Annotated in this window: 15 protein-coding genes; 10 read left to right on the plus strand and 5 right to left on the minus strand. The window is 60.2% G+C overall.

All coding sequences use genetic code 11. The features are described from left to right. The first annotated feature begins 110 nt into the window (after positions 1–110). The 4 genes from AC07UR_RS31845 to nrtS all read left to right on the plus strand — a co-directional run bounded on the left by AC07UR_RS31845 (position 111) and on the right by nrtS (position 2,919). A complete protein-coding gene (locus AC07UR_RS31845; RefSeq protein ID WP_494700379.1) occupies positions 111–662 on the plus strand; it encodes a carboxymuconolactone decarboxylase family protein in 552 nt (183 codons plus the stop codon). A gap of 401 nt (positions 663–1,063) precedes the next feature. Continuing rightward, positions 1,064–1,804, plus strand: a complete 741-nt coding sequence (locus AC07UR_RS31850; protein ID WP_494724412.1) for a deiodinase-like protein — start codon at positions 1,064–1,066, stop codon at positions 1,802–1,804. Further along, positions 1,801–2,637, plus strand: coding sequence for a helix-turn-helix transcriptional regulator (locus AC07UR_RS31855; RefSeq protein ID WP_494700381.1), 837 nt, complete (start codon positions 1,801–1,803; stop codon positions 2,635–2,637). Before AC07UR_RS31850 ends, AC07UR_RS31855 begins: the two co-directional genes overlap by 4 nt. Further along, positions 2,638–2,919: a nitrate/nitrite transporter NrtS gene (gene nrtS, locus AC07UR_RS31860; protein ID WP_494700382.1), complete on the plus strand. Its 282-nt coding sequence runs from the start codon at positions 2,638–2,640 to the stop codon at positions 2,917–2,919. It abuts the gene before it with no gap. A gap of 77 nt (positions 2,920–2,996) precedes the next feature. Here nrtS and AC07UR_RS31865 read toward each other — a convergent pair whose 3' ends face one another. From AC07UR_RS31865 to AC07UR_RS31875, 3 genes are all read right to left on the minus strand, one after another. After that, the gene (locus AC07UR_RS31865; RefSeq protein ID WP_494700383.1) at positions 2,997–3,818 is read right to left on the minus strand and encodes an HvfC/BufC N-terminal domain-containing protein; all 822 of its coding nucleotides are present in this window, start codon (positions 3,816–3,818) and stop codon (positions 2,997–2,999) included. Next, positions 3,818–4,678, minus strand: a complete 861-nt coding sequence (gene bufB, locus AC07UR_RS31870; protein WP_494700384.1) for an MNIO family bufferin maturase — start codon at positions 4,676–4,678, stop codon at positions 3,818–3,820. Before bufB ends, AC07UR_RS31865 begins: the two co-directional genes overlap by 1 nt. Positions 4,679–4,741: 63 nt before the next feature. Then, on the minus strand, positions 4,742–5,023 hold the full coding sequence (locus AC07UR_RS31875) for a BufA1 family periplasmic bufferin-type metallophore (RefSeq protein WP_494700385.1): 282 nt from the start codon (positions 5,021–5,023) through the stop codon (positions 4,742–4,744). A gap of 222 nt (positions 5,024–5,245) precedes the next feature. On the opposite strand from AC07UR_RS31875, the gene AC07UR_RS31880 reads away from it, so the two are divergent. Next, the gene (locus tag AC07UR_RS31880; protein WP_494700386.1) at positions 5,246–5,809 is read left to right on the plus strand and encodes a sigma-70 family RNA polymerase sigma factor; all 564 of its coding nucleotides are present in this window, start codon (positions 5,246–5,248) and stop codon (positions 5,807–5,809) included. Position 5,810: 1 nt separating this feature from the next. Continuing rightward, entirely contained in the window at positions 5,811–6,446 is a 636-nt protein-coding gene (locus AC07UR_RS31885; protein ID WP_494700387.1) for an NrsF family protein, read from the plus strand. A 13-nt stretch (positions 6,447–6,459) separates the two neighbouring features. On the opposite strand, the gene AC07UR_RS31890 is transcribed toward AC07UR_RS31885, so the two are convergent. Continuing rightward, positions 6,460–7,542 (minus strand): YeeE/YedE family protein, encoded by a 1,083-nt coding sequence (locus AC07UR_RS31890; protein ID WP_494700388.1) that lies wholly within the window; start codon positions 7,540–7,542, stop codon positions 6,460–6,462. A 64-nt stretch (positions 7,543–7,606) separates the two neighbouring features. Continuing rightward, positions 7,607–8,209 carry a DoxX family protein gene (locus tag AC07UR_RS31895; protein ID WP_494700389.1) on the minus strand — a complete coding sequence of 201 codons (603 nt, stop codon included), beginning with the start codon at positions 8,207–8,209 and terminating at the stop codon, positions 7,607–7,609. A gap of 359 nt (positions 8,210–8,568) precedes the next feature. On the opposite strand from AC07UR_RS31895, the gene AC07UR_RS31900 reads away from it, so the two are divergent. The 4 genes from AC07UR_RS31900 (at position 8,569) to AC07UR_RS31915 (ending at position 12,325) form a co-directional block, all read left to right on the plus strand. After that, positions 8,569–9,399: a methyl-accepting chemotaxis protein gene (locus AC07UR_RS31900; RefSeq protein ID WP_494700390.1), complete on the plus strand. Its 831-nt coding sequence runs from the start codon at positions 8,569–8,571 to the stop codon at positions 9,397–9,399. Positions 9,400–9,658: 259 nt separating this feature from the next. Then, on the plus strand, positions 9,659–10,168 hold the full coding sequence (locus tag AC07UR_RS31905; RefSeq protein ID WP_494700391.1) for a YHS domain-containing (seleno)protein: 510 nt from the start codon (positions 9,659–9,661) through the stop codon (positions 10,166–10,168). 276 nt (positions 10,169–10,444) lie between these two features. Then, positions 10,445–11,854, plus strand: a complete 1,410-nt coding sequence (locus AC07UR_RS31910) for an adenylate/guanylate cyclase domain-containing protein (protein ID WP_494700392.1) — start codon at positions 10,445–10,447, stop codon at positions 11,852–11,854. Between the two features lie 66 nt (positions 11,855–11,920). After that, positions 11,921–12,325, plus strand: a complete 405-nt coding sequence (locus tag AC07UR_RS31915) for a thioredoxin family protein (protein ID WP_494700393.1) — start codon at positions 11,921–11,923, stop codon at positions 12,323–12,325. Positions 12,326–12,327 lie beyond the last annotated feature (2 nt).

Below are 12,327 nucleotides of genomic sequence, written 5' to 3' on the forward strand. Positions count from 1 at the left end.
CGTTGTCGGGCGCAGCCCGACTGAGGCAGTTTCCGATCAGGATCGCAATGATTTTGGAACGGTCATTCCAAAATATGCGTGACAGTCACGCAAAACTAGGAGAAGAGCATATGAAATTCCCAGTACACAACGTAGAGACCGCACCAGAGGGTTCCAAAGACACTCTGGCGGCAGCACTGAAGGGTTACGGCTTCATTCCGAACCTTCTGGGTGTCATGGCGAACGCTCCGACACTCGTCGCGGCCTACACGACGCTGGCGAAGCTGTTCGAGCAATCGTCGTTCACCGCTGCGGAGCGACAGGTCGTTCTTATGGCGGTGAGCTACGAGAACAACTGCGGGTACTGCGTCGCTGCACACAGTGCCCTGGCATCCATGCAGAAAGTCCCCCAGGACGTGGTCGATGCAGTTCGCGCAGGAACGCCGATCGCCGATGCAAAGCTGGAAGCGCTGCGGAAATTCACGCAGATCGTGACCGCGCAGCGCGGCTGGGCGTCTGAACAGGACGTCGCAGCATTCACCGCAGCAGGCTACGACAGACAGCAGGTGATGGAAGTGGTGCTCGGTGTCGGCATCAAGACGATCTCGAACTACACGACCCACATCGCCGGAACCCCGCTTGATTCCGCGTTCAGCCCCGTCGCCTGGACCAAGCCTGCCTGACGCGATCCATTCGTTCTCAGGATACTGATCGCCGCTTGGTCACGATCCAAGATTCCAGCCCGTCTCGGGCTTGGAGAAGTCCCGTTCCTGATGACGGCCTGCGCGCGATGGCCTGCAGCAAAGAGTGTGGAGCTGGAGTGTCCCGCCAGTTCCATCGGCCTGCGCTGCAGGCGCCCAGTGTCAGCGTCTGTATGCGGTGAAGGTGCGAGGACCGGTAGCCAGGCGCTGCAAACGCCCACGTCGAGCCCGTCAGGTCGCGTTTGGCCATGCGTCCGGGCCCGGCGTGGGTCGCAATCAAGATCAAGGAGCTGCTTGTAGTGACGAATGCAAAAAAGACTGAGGCCGCCGCACGTAGGTACCGCTACGATCATCCGCGTGTCTATCCCGACATTTTGAACGACATGTACATTAAGTCGACCGACCTCGGGCCGGGCGATGCGATCGACCCATTCTCGCTTCTGACGACCGATGGCGCGCCTCTGCGGAGTGCGGACGCCTTTCGCGACGCCCAGCCCATTCTATTCGTCTTCGGGTCGCTCACATGTCCGGTGACCGAAAGCGCTGTGCCCGGTCTGAAGAGACTGCACATGATCTACGGAACCAGGATCCGGTTCGTCATGATCAATGTGCGCGAAGCTCATCCCGGTGCGGCGCTGCCGCAACCAAAGACCGCAGAACAGAAATGGCAGCGCGCCAGAGAGCTGAAAAGGCGCCATGATCTGCCGTTCGAAGTCGCAGTGGACGACATCGACGGAACATTCCACCGCGCCTTCGGCGCTCGGCCAAACAGCGCCTACATCGTCGACCACCGCGGCAAGATTCTCTTTCGCGCGCAATGGGCGAACGAGGCAGGCGCCATCGGCGAGGCGCTTGCCGCGATCGCGAACGGCAGGACGCCGCCGCAACGCGCCGTCACCCGAACGTTCCACGCAATGACTCAGATGATCGGATACATGAAACCGGTACTATCTGCTGCGGGCAGGGGTGCCACGATAGACACCTGGAAGGTGGCCCCGCCGCTTGGGATTCTGATGATGCTCTCCGGTGTATTCGCCTTCCTTCCCAAGCAGAAACGTGGACTGCCATCGATGATGTTGTTCGTGCTGCTCGCAATCGGCTGTGCGTGGGTCGTCCTTGGATGACGTCGTTGTTGCCGATCGGTGCGGCTGACGACATTGCTGGGATGGCGGGACTACAGAACGGCGACGGCGCTTCGCCGTCTTGTGACTTCAAGAAAGAGATCACAGATCTGCTGACAGTCAAGGATGTGCGCGCGTTTGCCGGCCACTGGTGCCGGGAGCACGGACTACCATACTTCCTCATCGTACGGCTACCTCTGTTCGATGGAGACAGGCTCGCCTCGCACTCGATCACCGGAAATTGGCCAAGCGATCTTGTCCAAAGGCTCGACGCCAGTTCAGCGATTCACGATTGGACCTGCTTTTGTTTGCTGAAAAGGACGACCAGACCGTTCTCACACACGCTGACGGCTTGGTCGTCAAGGCGCGACCGTCGGGAGCTGAAGGAAATCCTATGTCAGACGGGTCTGCTCTACGGACACTTTTTTCCTGTGCACGACACACAGGGGAACATGGGCGCGGTTGTGCTCAGCGGAGCTAAGGAGACGATCTGCATAAGGAGCAGGGGTGCGCTCCAAATGGCGTCTATGCTGCTCTTTAGCAGATTGGCAGCGATTGGGGCCACGCGGAGGCCCCAATCGGGTGTGCTCACTGCTCGGGAGGGGGAATGTCTGGCTTGGACGGCCGCGGGGAAAACAAGCGCTGAAATTGCCCAGATCCTGAGGCTGTCAGAGAACACGGTGAACCATCACCTTTTCAAGGCGATCCGCAAACTTGACACGGTGAACCGGACCCAGGCGGTCGTCGTCGCGATGCGCCGCGGCTTGATAGAGGTGGCCGACGAAGTGCATACGACTACGGATACGCCGGGACGACGCCGGTATGCAGGAGGCTGAATGAGGGACCTGAGACGCTTGCTTCACTATGCACTCTCGGACGGAATCCCTCGCCGGGCCCTTTTTGTCGCGCTGATCGTGGGGACCGTATTGAACCTCATCAACCAAGGCGACGCTCTGTTTGGGCCAAAGCCAGTGAACCTGTTCAAGCTAGTTCTTACGTTTATCGTCCCGTATGTCGTAAGCTCGCACGGGGCGGCGACCGCCCGGATGGCGATGATGCGCGACGCGGGAAAGACTGGTGACCTGCAACAAACAGATAAACGCCGCGAAACTGACTAGATCCGGGGATCTTCCCCGCTGCCTCATTTCCTGGTTGAACGCGTTGACTGCCTAGAGACGTCCGACAGCATTCGTCATCAACAGGCAGGCGCCGTTGCGCACGAAACCGGGTAGCCCCGGTTCATAAGATCGGTCACCCGATCAAAGACTTCGGTGAAGACTCCGGCCATAAGTGCAAAGGAAAGCATCGCGGCAGGCTCGAAATCGGGCGCGTCCTGCATCGCGTCGGCGGCGGCCCTACCGAGGGGAACACCTGCGGCAAGGTTGGACAAGAAGACCGCACCGCCGGGACTCAGCCGATGGACGCTAACGACCATGTCAGGTCGCACCACCAACACGTCTTCGCCCCGCCAGTCGCGGATTGGTTCAGGTTCCGCTTCATCAGAATTCATAGCCCATATCGTCGCCACGGGATATCTGGACCGCAGTATCGACAGCGAAGGGTGCGGTACGAAACAAAGCGCCATCACGTTGTCGGGGGTCACCGCACCAAGCCGCGACGGATCGAGAGGTGGTGCGTCCGCGGCGTGGTATGCACGCCCGCGCGCAGCCTCAAGTCGACCGACATCTGGCAGATAGCTCACCTCCTTCGCCGGCTCGAAGCTCTCCACGAACGTCGGGAAGTCATCGCCGTATGAGAAAAGAACGGGTGTGCAGGGGGGATGAAGGCGCACAAACTCTTGCGCCATCGCCCCGAAGAACTCCTGTCCGACCAGCCGTTCGGTAGCGGGGAACCGCGAAGCCAGAGCGCGGACGAGCCCCGAGATTACGTTGTTTCTGTACACGTCGAACCGCCGCAGGGGCCGTGGGCCGTTCCAGGCCACGGTTCCTTCCGGTACCGATTGCTTCGGATCCAAAAGTGCGGCCGCGAAATTTTCCTGTAGGTTGCGGGACATCATTATGCCTTTTCGGAAGCGCCCGCAGCGGCGCGGGCGAGGACCGCGTCAGCGGCTTTCGCCTCTGCGCACAATGTCGGCCAATCGGGAACATCATTATCCCATTCGATCAGGGTCGCGACCGGGCCGATGCGATCGACAAGTTCCTCGTAAAGGACCCAGACCTCGTTCATTACTGCCGTATCGTGGGAATCGATCAGCAGCCTCGCCCCTCTATCATCGACCGCTTGCGAGTGGCCGCTCAGATGCACCTCTTTTACGTGCTCAGCCGGGAAGTCAGCGAGGTACTGGCGAGGATCCAGGTTGTGGTTGGCTGATGCAACATACACGTTGTTGACGTCCAGTAGTAAGCCGCAGCCGGTACGTCTCGCTATCTCGGTCAGAAAGTCGGACTCCGTCCAGCTGGTCTCCTCGAATGCAAGGTAGGTCGCCGGGTTCTCGAGCAACATCTGCCGTCGTAGCACGTCCTGAACTTGATGCACATGCTCCACCACCTGCTTCAGGGTCGCGTCCGTGTAAGGCAGGGGCAGCAAATCGTTCAGGAAAACCGAGTCGTGCGTCGACCAGGCAAGATGCTCAGAGAAGCTTTCCGGCTCGTAGCGGTCACAGACGTCCTTCACCCGGGCGAGATGAACAGAGTCCAGAGGTTGCATCGAACCGATCGACAGACCGACACCATGGACGGAAAGCGCATAGCTCTCGCGAAGCCTGCGAAGTTGAGCATGGGGCGGTCCACCCTGCCCCATGTAGTTTTCGGCGTGCACCTCGAAAAAGCCGACGGGCTGATCATGGGCATTGATCGCGGGAAAGTGTCCGGGTTTGAATCCTACGCCCGCGCGACGGGGAAGTTGCGACATCTTCATGGGGGTACATCCAGTTACATGCACTGGCGGCCATCAGAGCCGCCAGTTCCGGCGTGCGGGCAATCAGACGGGTGCTGGCCCCGCTTCAAGAGTTCCATGGCCATTCGGGGTCTCGAGAGTCACGCAGGTGCCTGCGGGGACGAGTTTCCAGGCGTTCTGCTGATAGTCCACCTTCGATGTTCCGGCGCAAGTTGTACCGGGTCCGGCAGCACAGTCGTTTTGGCCCTTCAGCGCGACGCCGTAGCACTTCTCCTTGGCGTCCGCGGCTTGGGCCGGGACGCTCGCGCCCGCCAATGCAGCCGCCAGGGAAGTCGCGAGAGCCATCGTGACAACAGTAGTCTTCATAGGATATCTCCATAGTTGGAAGCGCCAGGAATCGGGCTTGCAAGCATGTTTACGAGGGCGCTGCCAGGAGTGTTACAGTCGACCGCCGGTTTCAACACGGCTATGGCTCTGCCGCAGGTCGATGGTCCAGTCCCGGTACATTCCCGAAACCGTGGAACTGTTGGGTTTTCAGAAAGAGAAGCCCAGGCGGTAACAAAATCGTGTGCTGGGGCGTAGAAGGTTATGTCAGACGGAGTAGAGGCGCGTGAGAAGCAGTGGGCGTCGTGGATGCGTGCCGCATTGGACGGCGACAGCGAGGCCTACCATCAATTTCTCGTCGCCGTCGCTCCCTATCTGCGTGCAATGACGAAGCATCGTTGCGACCAGTTCGGAGCGCAGGCAGTTGAGGTTGAAGACATCGTGCAGGAGGTGCTGCTAGCCGTACATATGAAGCGGGGAACCTGGGACAGAACGCGTCCAATCGGCCCCTGGCTCTCGGCCATCGTCCGCAACAAGCTTATCGATAGTCTGCGTCGGCGAAATCGACATGCATGGCTTCCGATCGAAGACTTCATGACGACGCTGGTGGCGGAGGAGGATCGACAGGAGGCGGCAATGGATCGGCTGGACACCGAACGCGCGCTGGCTTCGCTGAAACCCCAGCAGCGCGCGATCGTTCAGTCGATTTCAATCGACGGATCGGGTGTCCGCGAAACTGCAGAGCAGCTTGGAATGAGCGAGGGGGCTGTGCGCGTGGCGCTACACCGCGCCTTGAAGTTCCTTTCGACTCGTTATGGAAGTAAGTGAGATGAAAACCGACGAACTGATCAAACTTATGGCATCGGACGCGGCCTCGTCATTCCGGCTCGCCCCCTACATGGCCATGGCGCTCCTGGGCGGTGCCTGCGTCTCGGCCGCACTCCTTCTGCTGACGATCGGAGTACGCCCCGATATTGGCGAAGCCATCAATTCGCTGCGGGTGGTCTTCAAGCTCGGAATTACGCTGCTTTCCGCGGCTCTTGCAGCGAATCTGGTCTTCCGAATTGGCCGTCCCGGAGCAGACCTCAACTGGTCGAAACTGTTGCTGCTTGTTCCGCCCGCTCTCGTGATCGCGGCTGTCGTAGCCGAGCTCATGTCGATCCCCCCGGCTTTGTGGATGGGCAGCTTGTTGGGCCAAAACGCCTTGGTTTGCCTGGTCTTCATTCCTGGGCTTTCGTTCGCCCCACTGCTTGGCATCGTTTTTGTGCTGCGGAAGGCCGCGCCGGGTGACCCAGGCATGGCGGGTGCCGTCGCTGGAATGGCAGCGAGTTGCGCGGCGGCTTCTCTATATGCCTGGCGCTGCCCGGACGACAGCCCACTGTTTCTCGCCGTTTGGTACACCGCTTCCGTACTGGTGGTCTCAGCACTGGGGTATCTTGTCGGCAAGCGCGTGCTGCGATGGTGATTTGGCGACCACGTCAGCTCTGCTTAAACATCGGCCGCAACCTGATGCCGACGGCGCTGCCCGCGAATGCCGCGGCGACCCAGATCCAGGCAGAGATGCTCCCCGACGCCAGCGCTGAAAAATAAGCCCCGATGTTGCAGCCTCCGGAAAGCCGCGCTCCGTAGCCCATCAGCAGTCCTCCCAAGACCGAGCCAAGCCATGTTGCGGGAGGCGCTCGATATCGCAGGGAAAAACCGCCGCTCGTCGCTGCTGCAACTGCGGCTCCCAAGACAATGCCGAAATCCATCACCGACGTGATGTCGGAGAACACACTATGCGTCAACGCCGAGGGGTTGGCCGCCCAATAGCTCCATCGTGCGGCATCGAAGCCGAGTAGAATGGCGATTTTCGAACCCCAGAGGGTGAACCCCGCCGTCTCGCCCCAGGGCCGCCCTGCGAGAACCAGGGTCAGGGAGTTCAGTACGGCCAGCCAGATCGCGCCCTTTGCAAGCGGCCAATGGTCCAGCGCTCCGCACGAGAGGTTGTGCGTTCGGGGTCGGGCGAAGGACGGACTCTCGCCCGGTGCCAGCCGATATATGGCAAGGAAAATCAACAGATGAAGCGACAGAGCCGCTGGCCATCCCAGAAGGTCCTGGGAGGTTGTCGCAGGCAATGAGGGCAGTGTAGACCATAGGTGGGAGTGGGCCGCGCCGATGGCCGAGCCCGCCACAAAGGACGCAAGCGTTGCCGCTAGTCGAAGATCGCCACCGCCGAGCATGAAGAGCGTGCCAGAGGCGCAACCTCCACCAATCTGCATGCCCACGCCGAACAAAACCCCGCCCAGAAGTAATGCCGCTCCGATCGGTGAGCCGAAGCCAGAGATCGTCTGCCCCAGAAAGCTGCCTGAGGCGAGAAGAGGGAAGAAGATCACGCTTGCTGTGGCGAGCGCTACTGCCTGGGCCTTGAAGCCGCTCGCGTCCCGCCTTTCGAGGACCGCACGAAAGCTTCCCGCAAAGCCGAAATTCGAGCGAAAAAGCACGAAGCCCAGCCCGACCCCGACAAGCGCTAGAACAGGCACCCGCGGGTCGTCGGAGGCTGCTGCAGCGAGCCCCGTCAAGGCAACAGCCCCCGCAGAAAGGACGTACAGAAGGACATTCTTCCCTCGGCGCACGAGCAAGCGCCTAGCGGTTGCCGACCGCGTTCCCGACTTCGCGGGCCGCCTGCCCGCGAAGTCCGCTCAGGACGTAATCGAGAGAGAACGCCCCACCGCCTTTCAGGGCAAGATAGGACAGAAGGAAAACCCACAGCAGTCGTTGATCAAGGATCACGCTGTCGGGAAAGCGGTCGAAGAGGGCTCCGATCGTTGCGGCGTCGACATTATGCACGGTGACGTCGACGAGGCTTTGCACGAGCACGAAGCCGATCATGCCGGCAGCCGCGACTCGGGTGAAAAGTCCTGCCACAACGAGCAGAGGCAGCAAGAACTCGCTGTAGGTCCCGAGCGTGACGATCAGACCCCATGGGAGGAAGGACACTGCATCCGGGTCGCCGCCCGCGGCTTCCACAGCAGGCATGGCGATCTGATAGTAGGCACCCGCCTGGATGCTGAAGAATCCGAGTACCCCTTCGCCTACCTTCGTCAGTGCTGAACTCAGGTAGTACAGGTAGAGCACGGCGAGGAAGACGAGCCGTGCGAGGAGACCGAGGAGCCACCTGTCTGCGTGCGTTTCCGCAACCGCTATTACTCTTCGGACAAGATTACTGATTTGCGCGATGGTGCCCATTCGTCTCTCCCTGGGTGCCGGATCTGAGATGCGGAGTGCTCGAGGCTAGGAACGGCGTATGGCACACGCTCCCAGTCCTTCAACGCGCCGCTTCTCGTGGTCGCTGGCACGCTGATTAAGTGTGGTGCCACGCGTAGGTAGAATTCGGCTGATCGACAGGATTTGTTACGGATGTCGGGGCCGTGTTCAGGCCAACCTGTCTCGGGACGAGCTAGACTGTGGTCGTCCCCGCATAGCCAAATTTAGCGCCCGCGAATGCGATCGCGTTAAAGTATTTGAACGAATGTCTACAACGTCGGTTTCGTTGGGATAGGTAATGCTGATTTCAATGTGAGACTCGGGGATGGGGTTAAGCTGAAATGATCGAACAACTTGCCATGGTCAAACCTGTCGATAGGGACGAAGAGGTAATCTCCATTGCTCGTCAGATCGCTGCAAACGCAGAAAGAGTGAACAAAGCGTCGCGGGATAGATTAAAGTTCATGGAAGATCTGATATCGTCGTCCGCCAGCGTGCAAAGCGATCTTCTTACACTGAAGAAAACTTCGGATAGCAACGCGGAAAAGCTCAACAGCACCGTCGTCGGGACGCAGGGCATAGTGCGCGAAATCGAGCACACGGTCGTTTCATTGCGCAACGCGGTCCGCGAAGTCGCCCGCCTCAGTGCGGTGCTGGAGAGCTTCCGTGACCAATATCGTCAGACGAGTGATTTGGCCGAGAACATCACGAACATTGCGCGCCAGACACAGATGCTCTCATTGAACGCGCTCATCGAAGCTTCGAGATCGGGTGGCAAGGATCGAGCGTTCTCAGCTGTTGCGATGGAGTTCAAGGAGTTGGCGGGGTCGTCGGGAACGTTTGCGAGGGAGATTACCACCAGGCATGCAGACCTGAACGAGGCTCTCGTTGTGATGACAGACGATTTTACTGAGCTTGGAGCAAGCCTCGGCCATGACGCCCAGAGCAGCGCAAGCAGCCTGTCGAACATGCAGGACATCTGCGTTGCCCTCAGCTCGAGCGTCGCCGAAGCCGAACAGGCGTCGGCCCGCGCGATCTCCAATCTCATGTCGTTCAGCGATCTCGCGTCCCGCCTCGACAAGGTGCGGGAGGATACCCAGTCAGCAATAACGGGCTCCCGTGAAAACTTCGAAAAGGCGAAACGGATCGAGAGCATCCTTTCGGCCGCATGAGGCGCGTAGGGGACTCGCGTGCAACCGTTCTGTGGATGCGAGGACCGCATGGCACAACGGGAAAGGCGGCGTCGATGTCGCTTGGATGCCATCGCAGCCGGACATGGGGCGAGAATGCGCCGCCGGGACGTCCTGGCTTCCGATCCAGATTGCATGCTTGCTCGGGTGGTGGCGGTCACATGACTGTGATCGGGTAACGTTTTTTGGGCTGGCGGCGAATTCTCCCTTGTACCGTTCATCCGACATATGGAGATCCGAAATGTCACTCACTTTCAGCAGATCGCTGCGCCTAGGACTTTCAGCGCTCGCGATAGCGCTGCCAGCCGCATTCCCCCTAAGCGTTCAGTCAGCTTACGCATACGACGAGAGTTCGAAAGCCTCGGTCAATATCGATGGAAGCGGCGTCGCCATGCGCGGCTACGATCCGGTCTCCTACTTCGACGGCGGCCAGCCGAAGGAGGGGCAGAAGGCGTTTTCTGCCACTTACGAGGGGGCGACGTACTACTTTGCCAGCGAGGAGCACAAGGCAGCATTCGCAAGCGACCCCGCTCGATATGCCCCGGCATTCGGTGGGTTCTGCGCCATGGGCGTCGCCCTCAACAAGAAACTGGACGGCGATCCGATGATCTGGCGAATCGTGGACGGCAAGCTCTATCTCAACGTCGGCGCTCCGGCGCAGACACGTTGGCTCCAAGACGTACCCGGAAACATCAAGCAGGCCACTTCCACCTGGCCTGAAATCAAGGACAGGGCCCCGAAGGAGCTCTGACGAGAACGCCGCTCGATCATAGGCGGCCGAAATTCTCCAACTTCTAGCTTTCCCCCTGCGGGTCTTTAGAGACTGCAGCGCCTTGTCGCGCTGCCGGGCCAATAGGCATGACGCTACCAGTGTTGGTTCTGCGCAGGGGGTACCCATTATCCGGACATGAGAGCGGGATCCGTTGTGACCGGTTCAATAAGAGCCAATAGAGATGAACCCCGGTGTTCCGGGCGAAAAACGGACGTGCATCCTGACGATGGCGCACGCGCCCCGGTCGCTGGCCCGATGACACTGGAGAGCCTTGCGGCGACGGTCTGGCTCTTTCTCGGCTGCGCTGCGAGACAATTGTCGTCGAAGGTTTGGGAAACTCTCGTCGGCGCAGCGCCGCCGGGCGCAGTCCCCCATCGCGTGCAGGTTGCTCTGGCGCAGGAGCAGCGCAAGGGCGAAATTCTCATTGGCTGGGTGCAGGCAGCCATCCTGCTGATCTGGGGAACGCTATACGTTGTCTCTCCAAAGACCTTCCCCGAAGATGCGAGCTTCCAGCCCGTGCCCTGGACGCTGGCCGTCTACGCTGCGTTCCTGACACTGAGAATCTGGCTCGCCCACAGCGGGAAGCTGTCGAACTGGATTGTGGCGGTCTCCATCGTGATGGATATCGCGACACTGATGCTGCTTATTTGGAGCTTCCATATCCAATACGCGCAGCCTCCCTCGTTCTATCTCAAAGCCCCTACGTTGCTGTACGTGTTCATCTTCATCACGCTGCGCACGCTGCGTTTCGAGGCGCGATGGATCCTGATCGCCGGGGCTGCCGGCGCTATCGGCTGGCTGACCCTGCTCCTCTTCGCGATAGCAGAACCCGAAGGCGGGGGGCACATAACCCGCGACTACGTTGAATACATGACTTCGCCCTCCGTCCTGCTCGGAGCGGAAGTCGACAAGATCATCTCTATCCTGATCGTCTCGGTCGTCCTCGCAGTGGCGTTGCAGCGCGCGAGGCGGTTGATGGAACGCGCGGCCATCGACCATGCGGCCGCTGCCGAACTCTCGCGATTTGTCGCATCCGGCGTCGCTGAAACGATCAGTACGGCGGAAAGCGCGATCCAACCTGGCCAGGCCGAGACACGCGTCGCCGCGGCCCTGTTCCTCGATCTGAGAGGGTTCACGGCCCTGGCCCATGAACTGCGTCCGGCCGAACTGATGGACCTTCTTGGTGAATACCAAAAGCGCGTCATCCCGCTGATACAGCGGCATCGAGGGCAGATCGACAAGTTTCTGGGAGATGGAATCTTCGCAAGCTTTGGCGCTGTCCGAGCAACGACGAGCTTCGCCGCCGATGCACTTGCGGCGGTGGACGAGATCGTTCTGGAACTCTCTCAGTGGGCGCAGGAGCGCCGAAGCCGTGGGCTCGCCGCACCGGAGGTAAGCGCCGCGGTCACGAGCGGAGAGGTACTCTTTGGCGTCGTCGGTGACGAGTCGCGGCTCGAGTACACGATAATCGGGGACTCGGTGAACGTCGCGGCCAAGCTCGAGAAGCACACAAGGGTCGAGGAAGTCACAGCTCTGACAGACGTCACTACTTTCAAACTCGCACTGAAACAGGGTTACCGACCGCGTCTGCGACGCGGAATTCGCATCGGGAGGCGCATTGCGGGCGTGTCCCGCCCGATGGATCTCGTGGTCATAGCCCAGTGAGACTTGGATTTTCCGACGCCGGTCCAGCCGGTGTCGGCTGTTCGTGAAGACATTGGAGAAGAAGCAATGAAACTCGTTTTTAAACTTCTGGCACTCGTATTCGCGGGTGCGCTGGCATGCTTGACGATCGGCCCCGTCTACGCAGGAGAAATTCTCCCCTTCGATGCGGCCACCTTCAATGCGGCCCGGTCCGCAGGGCAGCCGATTGTTGTCGATATAGCTGCGGACTGGTGCCCGACCTGCGCTACCCAAAAACCGATCATAGTGGGACTCGCCGCGGCGCCGGAATTCGACCAGGTGACCGTGTTCCACGTCGACTTCGACAGCCAGAGAGATGTCGTACGGTCCTTGGGCGCGAACATGCAGTCCACGCTCATAGCATTCAGGGGCGACCGCGAGACCGCGCGGTCGGTGGGTGACACGGACCCGAACTCCATATCCGATCTGTTCCGATCCGCAATCGGAGAGTGACC

The sequence above is a fragment of the Ensifer sp. GW821-FHT05G01 genome, assembly GCF_059419585.1.

Excerpts from the sequence above, each read along its gene's own strand:
- AC07UR_RS31875 (WP_494700385.1), bottom strand. The coding sequence starts at position 5,023 with ATGAAGACTACTGTTGTCACGATGGCTCTCGCGACTTCCCTGGCGGCT.
- AC07UR_RS31885 (WP_494700387.1), top strand. The coding sequence starts at position 5,811 with ATGAAAACCGACGAACTGATCAAACTTATGGCATCGGACGCGGCCTCG.
- AC07UR_RS31855 (WP_494700381.1), top strand. The coding sequence starts at position 1,801 with ATGACGTCGTTGTTGCCGATCGGTGCGGCTGACGACATTGCTGGGATG.
- AC07UR_RS31915 (WP_494700393.1), top strand. The coding sequence starts at position 11,921 with ATGAAACTCGTTTTTAAACTTCTGGCACTCGTATTCGCGGGTGCGCTG.
- AC07UR_RS31880 (WP_494700386.1), top strand. The coding sequence starts at position 5,246 with ATGTCAGACGGAGTAGAGGCGCGTGAGAAGCAGTGGGCGTCGTGGATG.
- AC07UR_RS31865 (WP_494700383.1), bottom strand. The coding sequence starts at position 3,818 with ATGATGTCCCGCAACCTACAGGAAAATTTCGCGGCCGCACTTTTGGAT.
- AC07UR_RS31910 (WP_494700392.1), top strand. The coding sequence starts at position 10,445 with ATGACACTGGAGAGCCTTGCGGCGACGGTCTGGCTCTTTCTCGGCTGC.
- AC07UR_RS31900 (WP_494700390.1), top strand. The coding sequence starts at position 8,569 with ATGATCGAACAACTTGCCATGGTCAAACCTGTCGATAGGGACGAAGAG.
- AC07UR_RS31895 (WP_494700389.1), bottom strand. The coding sequence starts at position 8,209 with ATGGGCACCATCGCGCAAATCAGTAATCTTGTCCGAAGAGTAATAGCG.
- AC07UR_RS31905 (WP_494700391.1), top strand. The coding sequence starts at position 9,659 with ATGTCACTCACTTTCAGCAGATCGCTGCGCCTAGGACTTTCAGCGCTC.
- nrtS (WP_494700382.1), top strand. The coding sequence starts at position 2,638 with ATGAGGGACCTGAGACGCTTGCTTCACTATGCACTCTCGGACGGAATC.
- bufB (WP_494700384.1), bottom strand. The coding sequence starts at position 4,678 with ATGAAGATGTCGCAACTTCCCCGTCGCGCGGGCGTAGGATTCAAACCC.
- AC07UR_RS31845 (WP_494700379.1), top strand. The coding sequence starts at position 111 with ATGAAATTCCCAGTACACAACGTAGAGACCGCACCAGAGGGTTCCAAA.
- AC07UR_RS31850 (WP_494724412.1), top strand. The coding sequence starts at position 1,064 with ATGTACATTAAGTCGACCGACCTCGGGCCGGGCGATGCGATCGACCCA.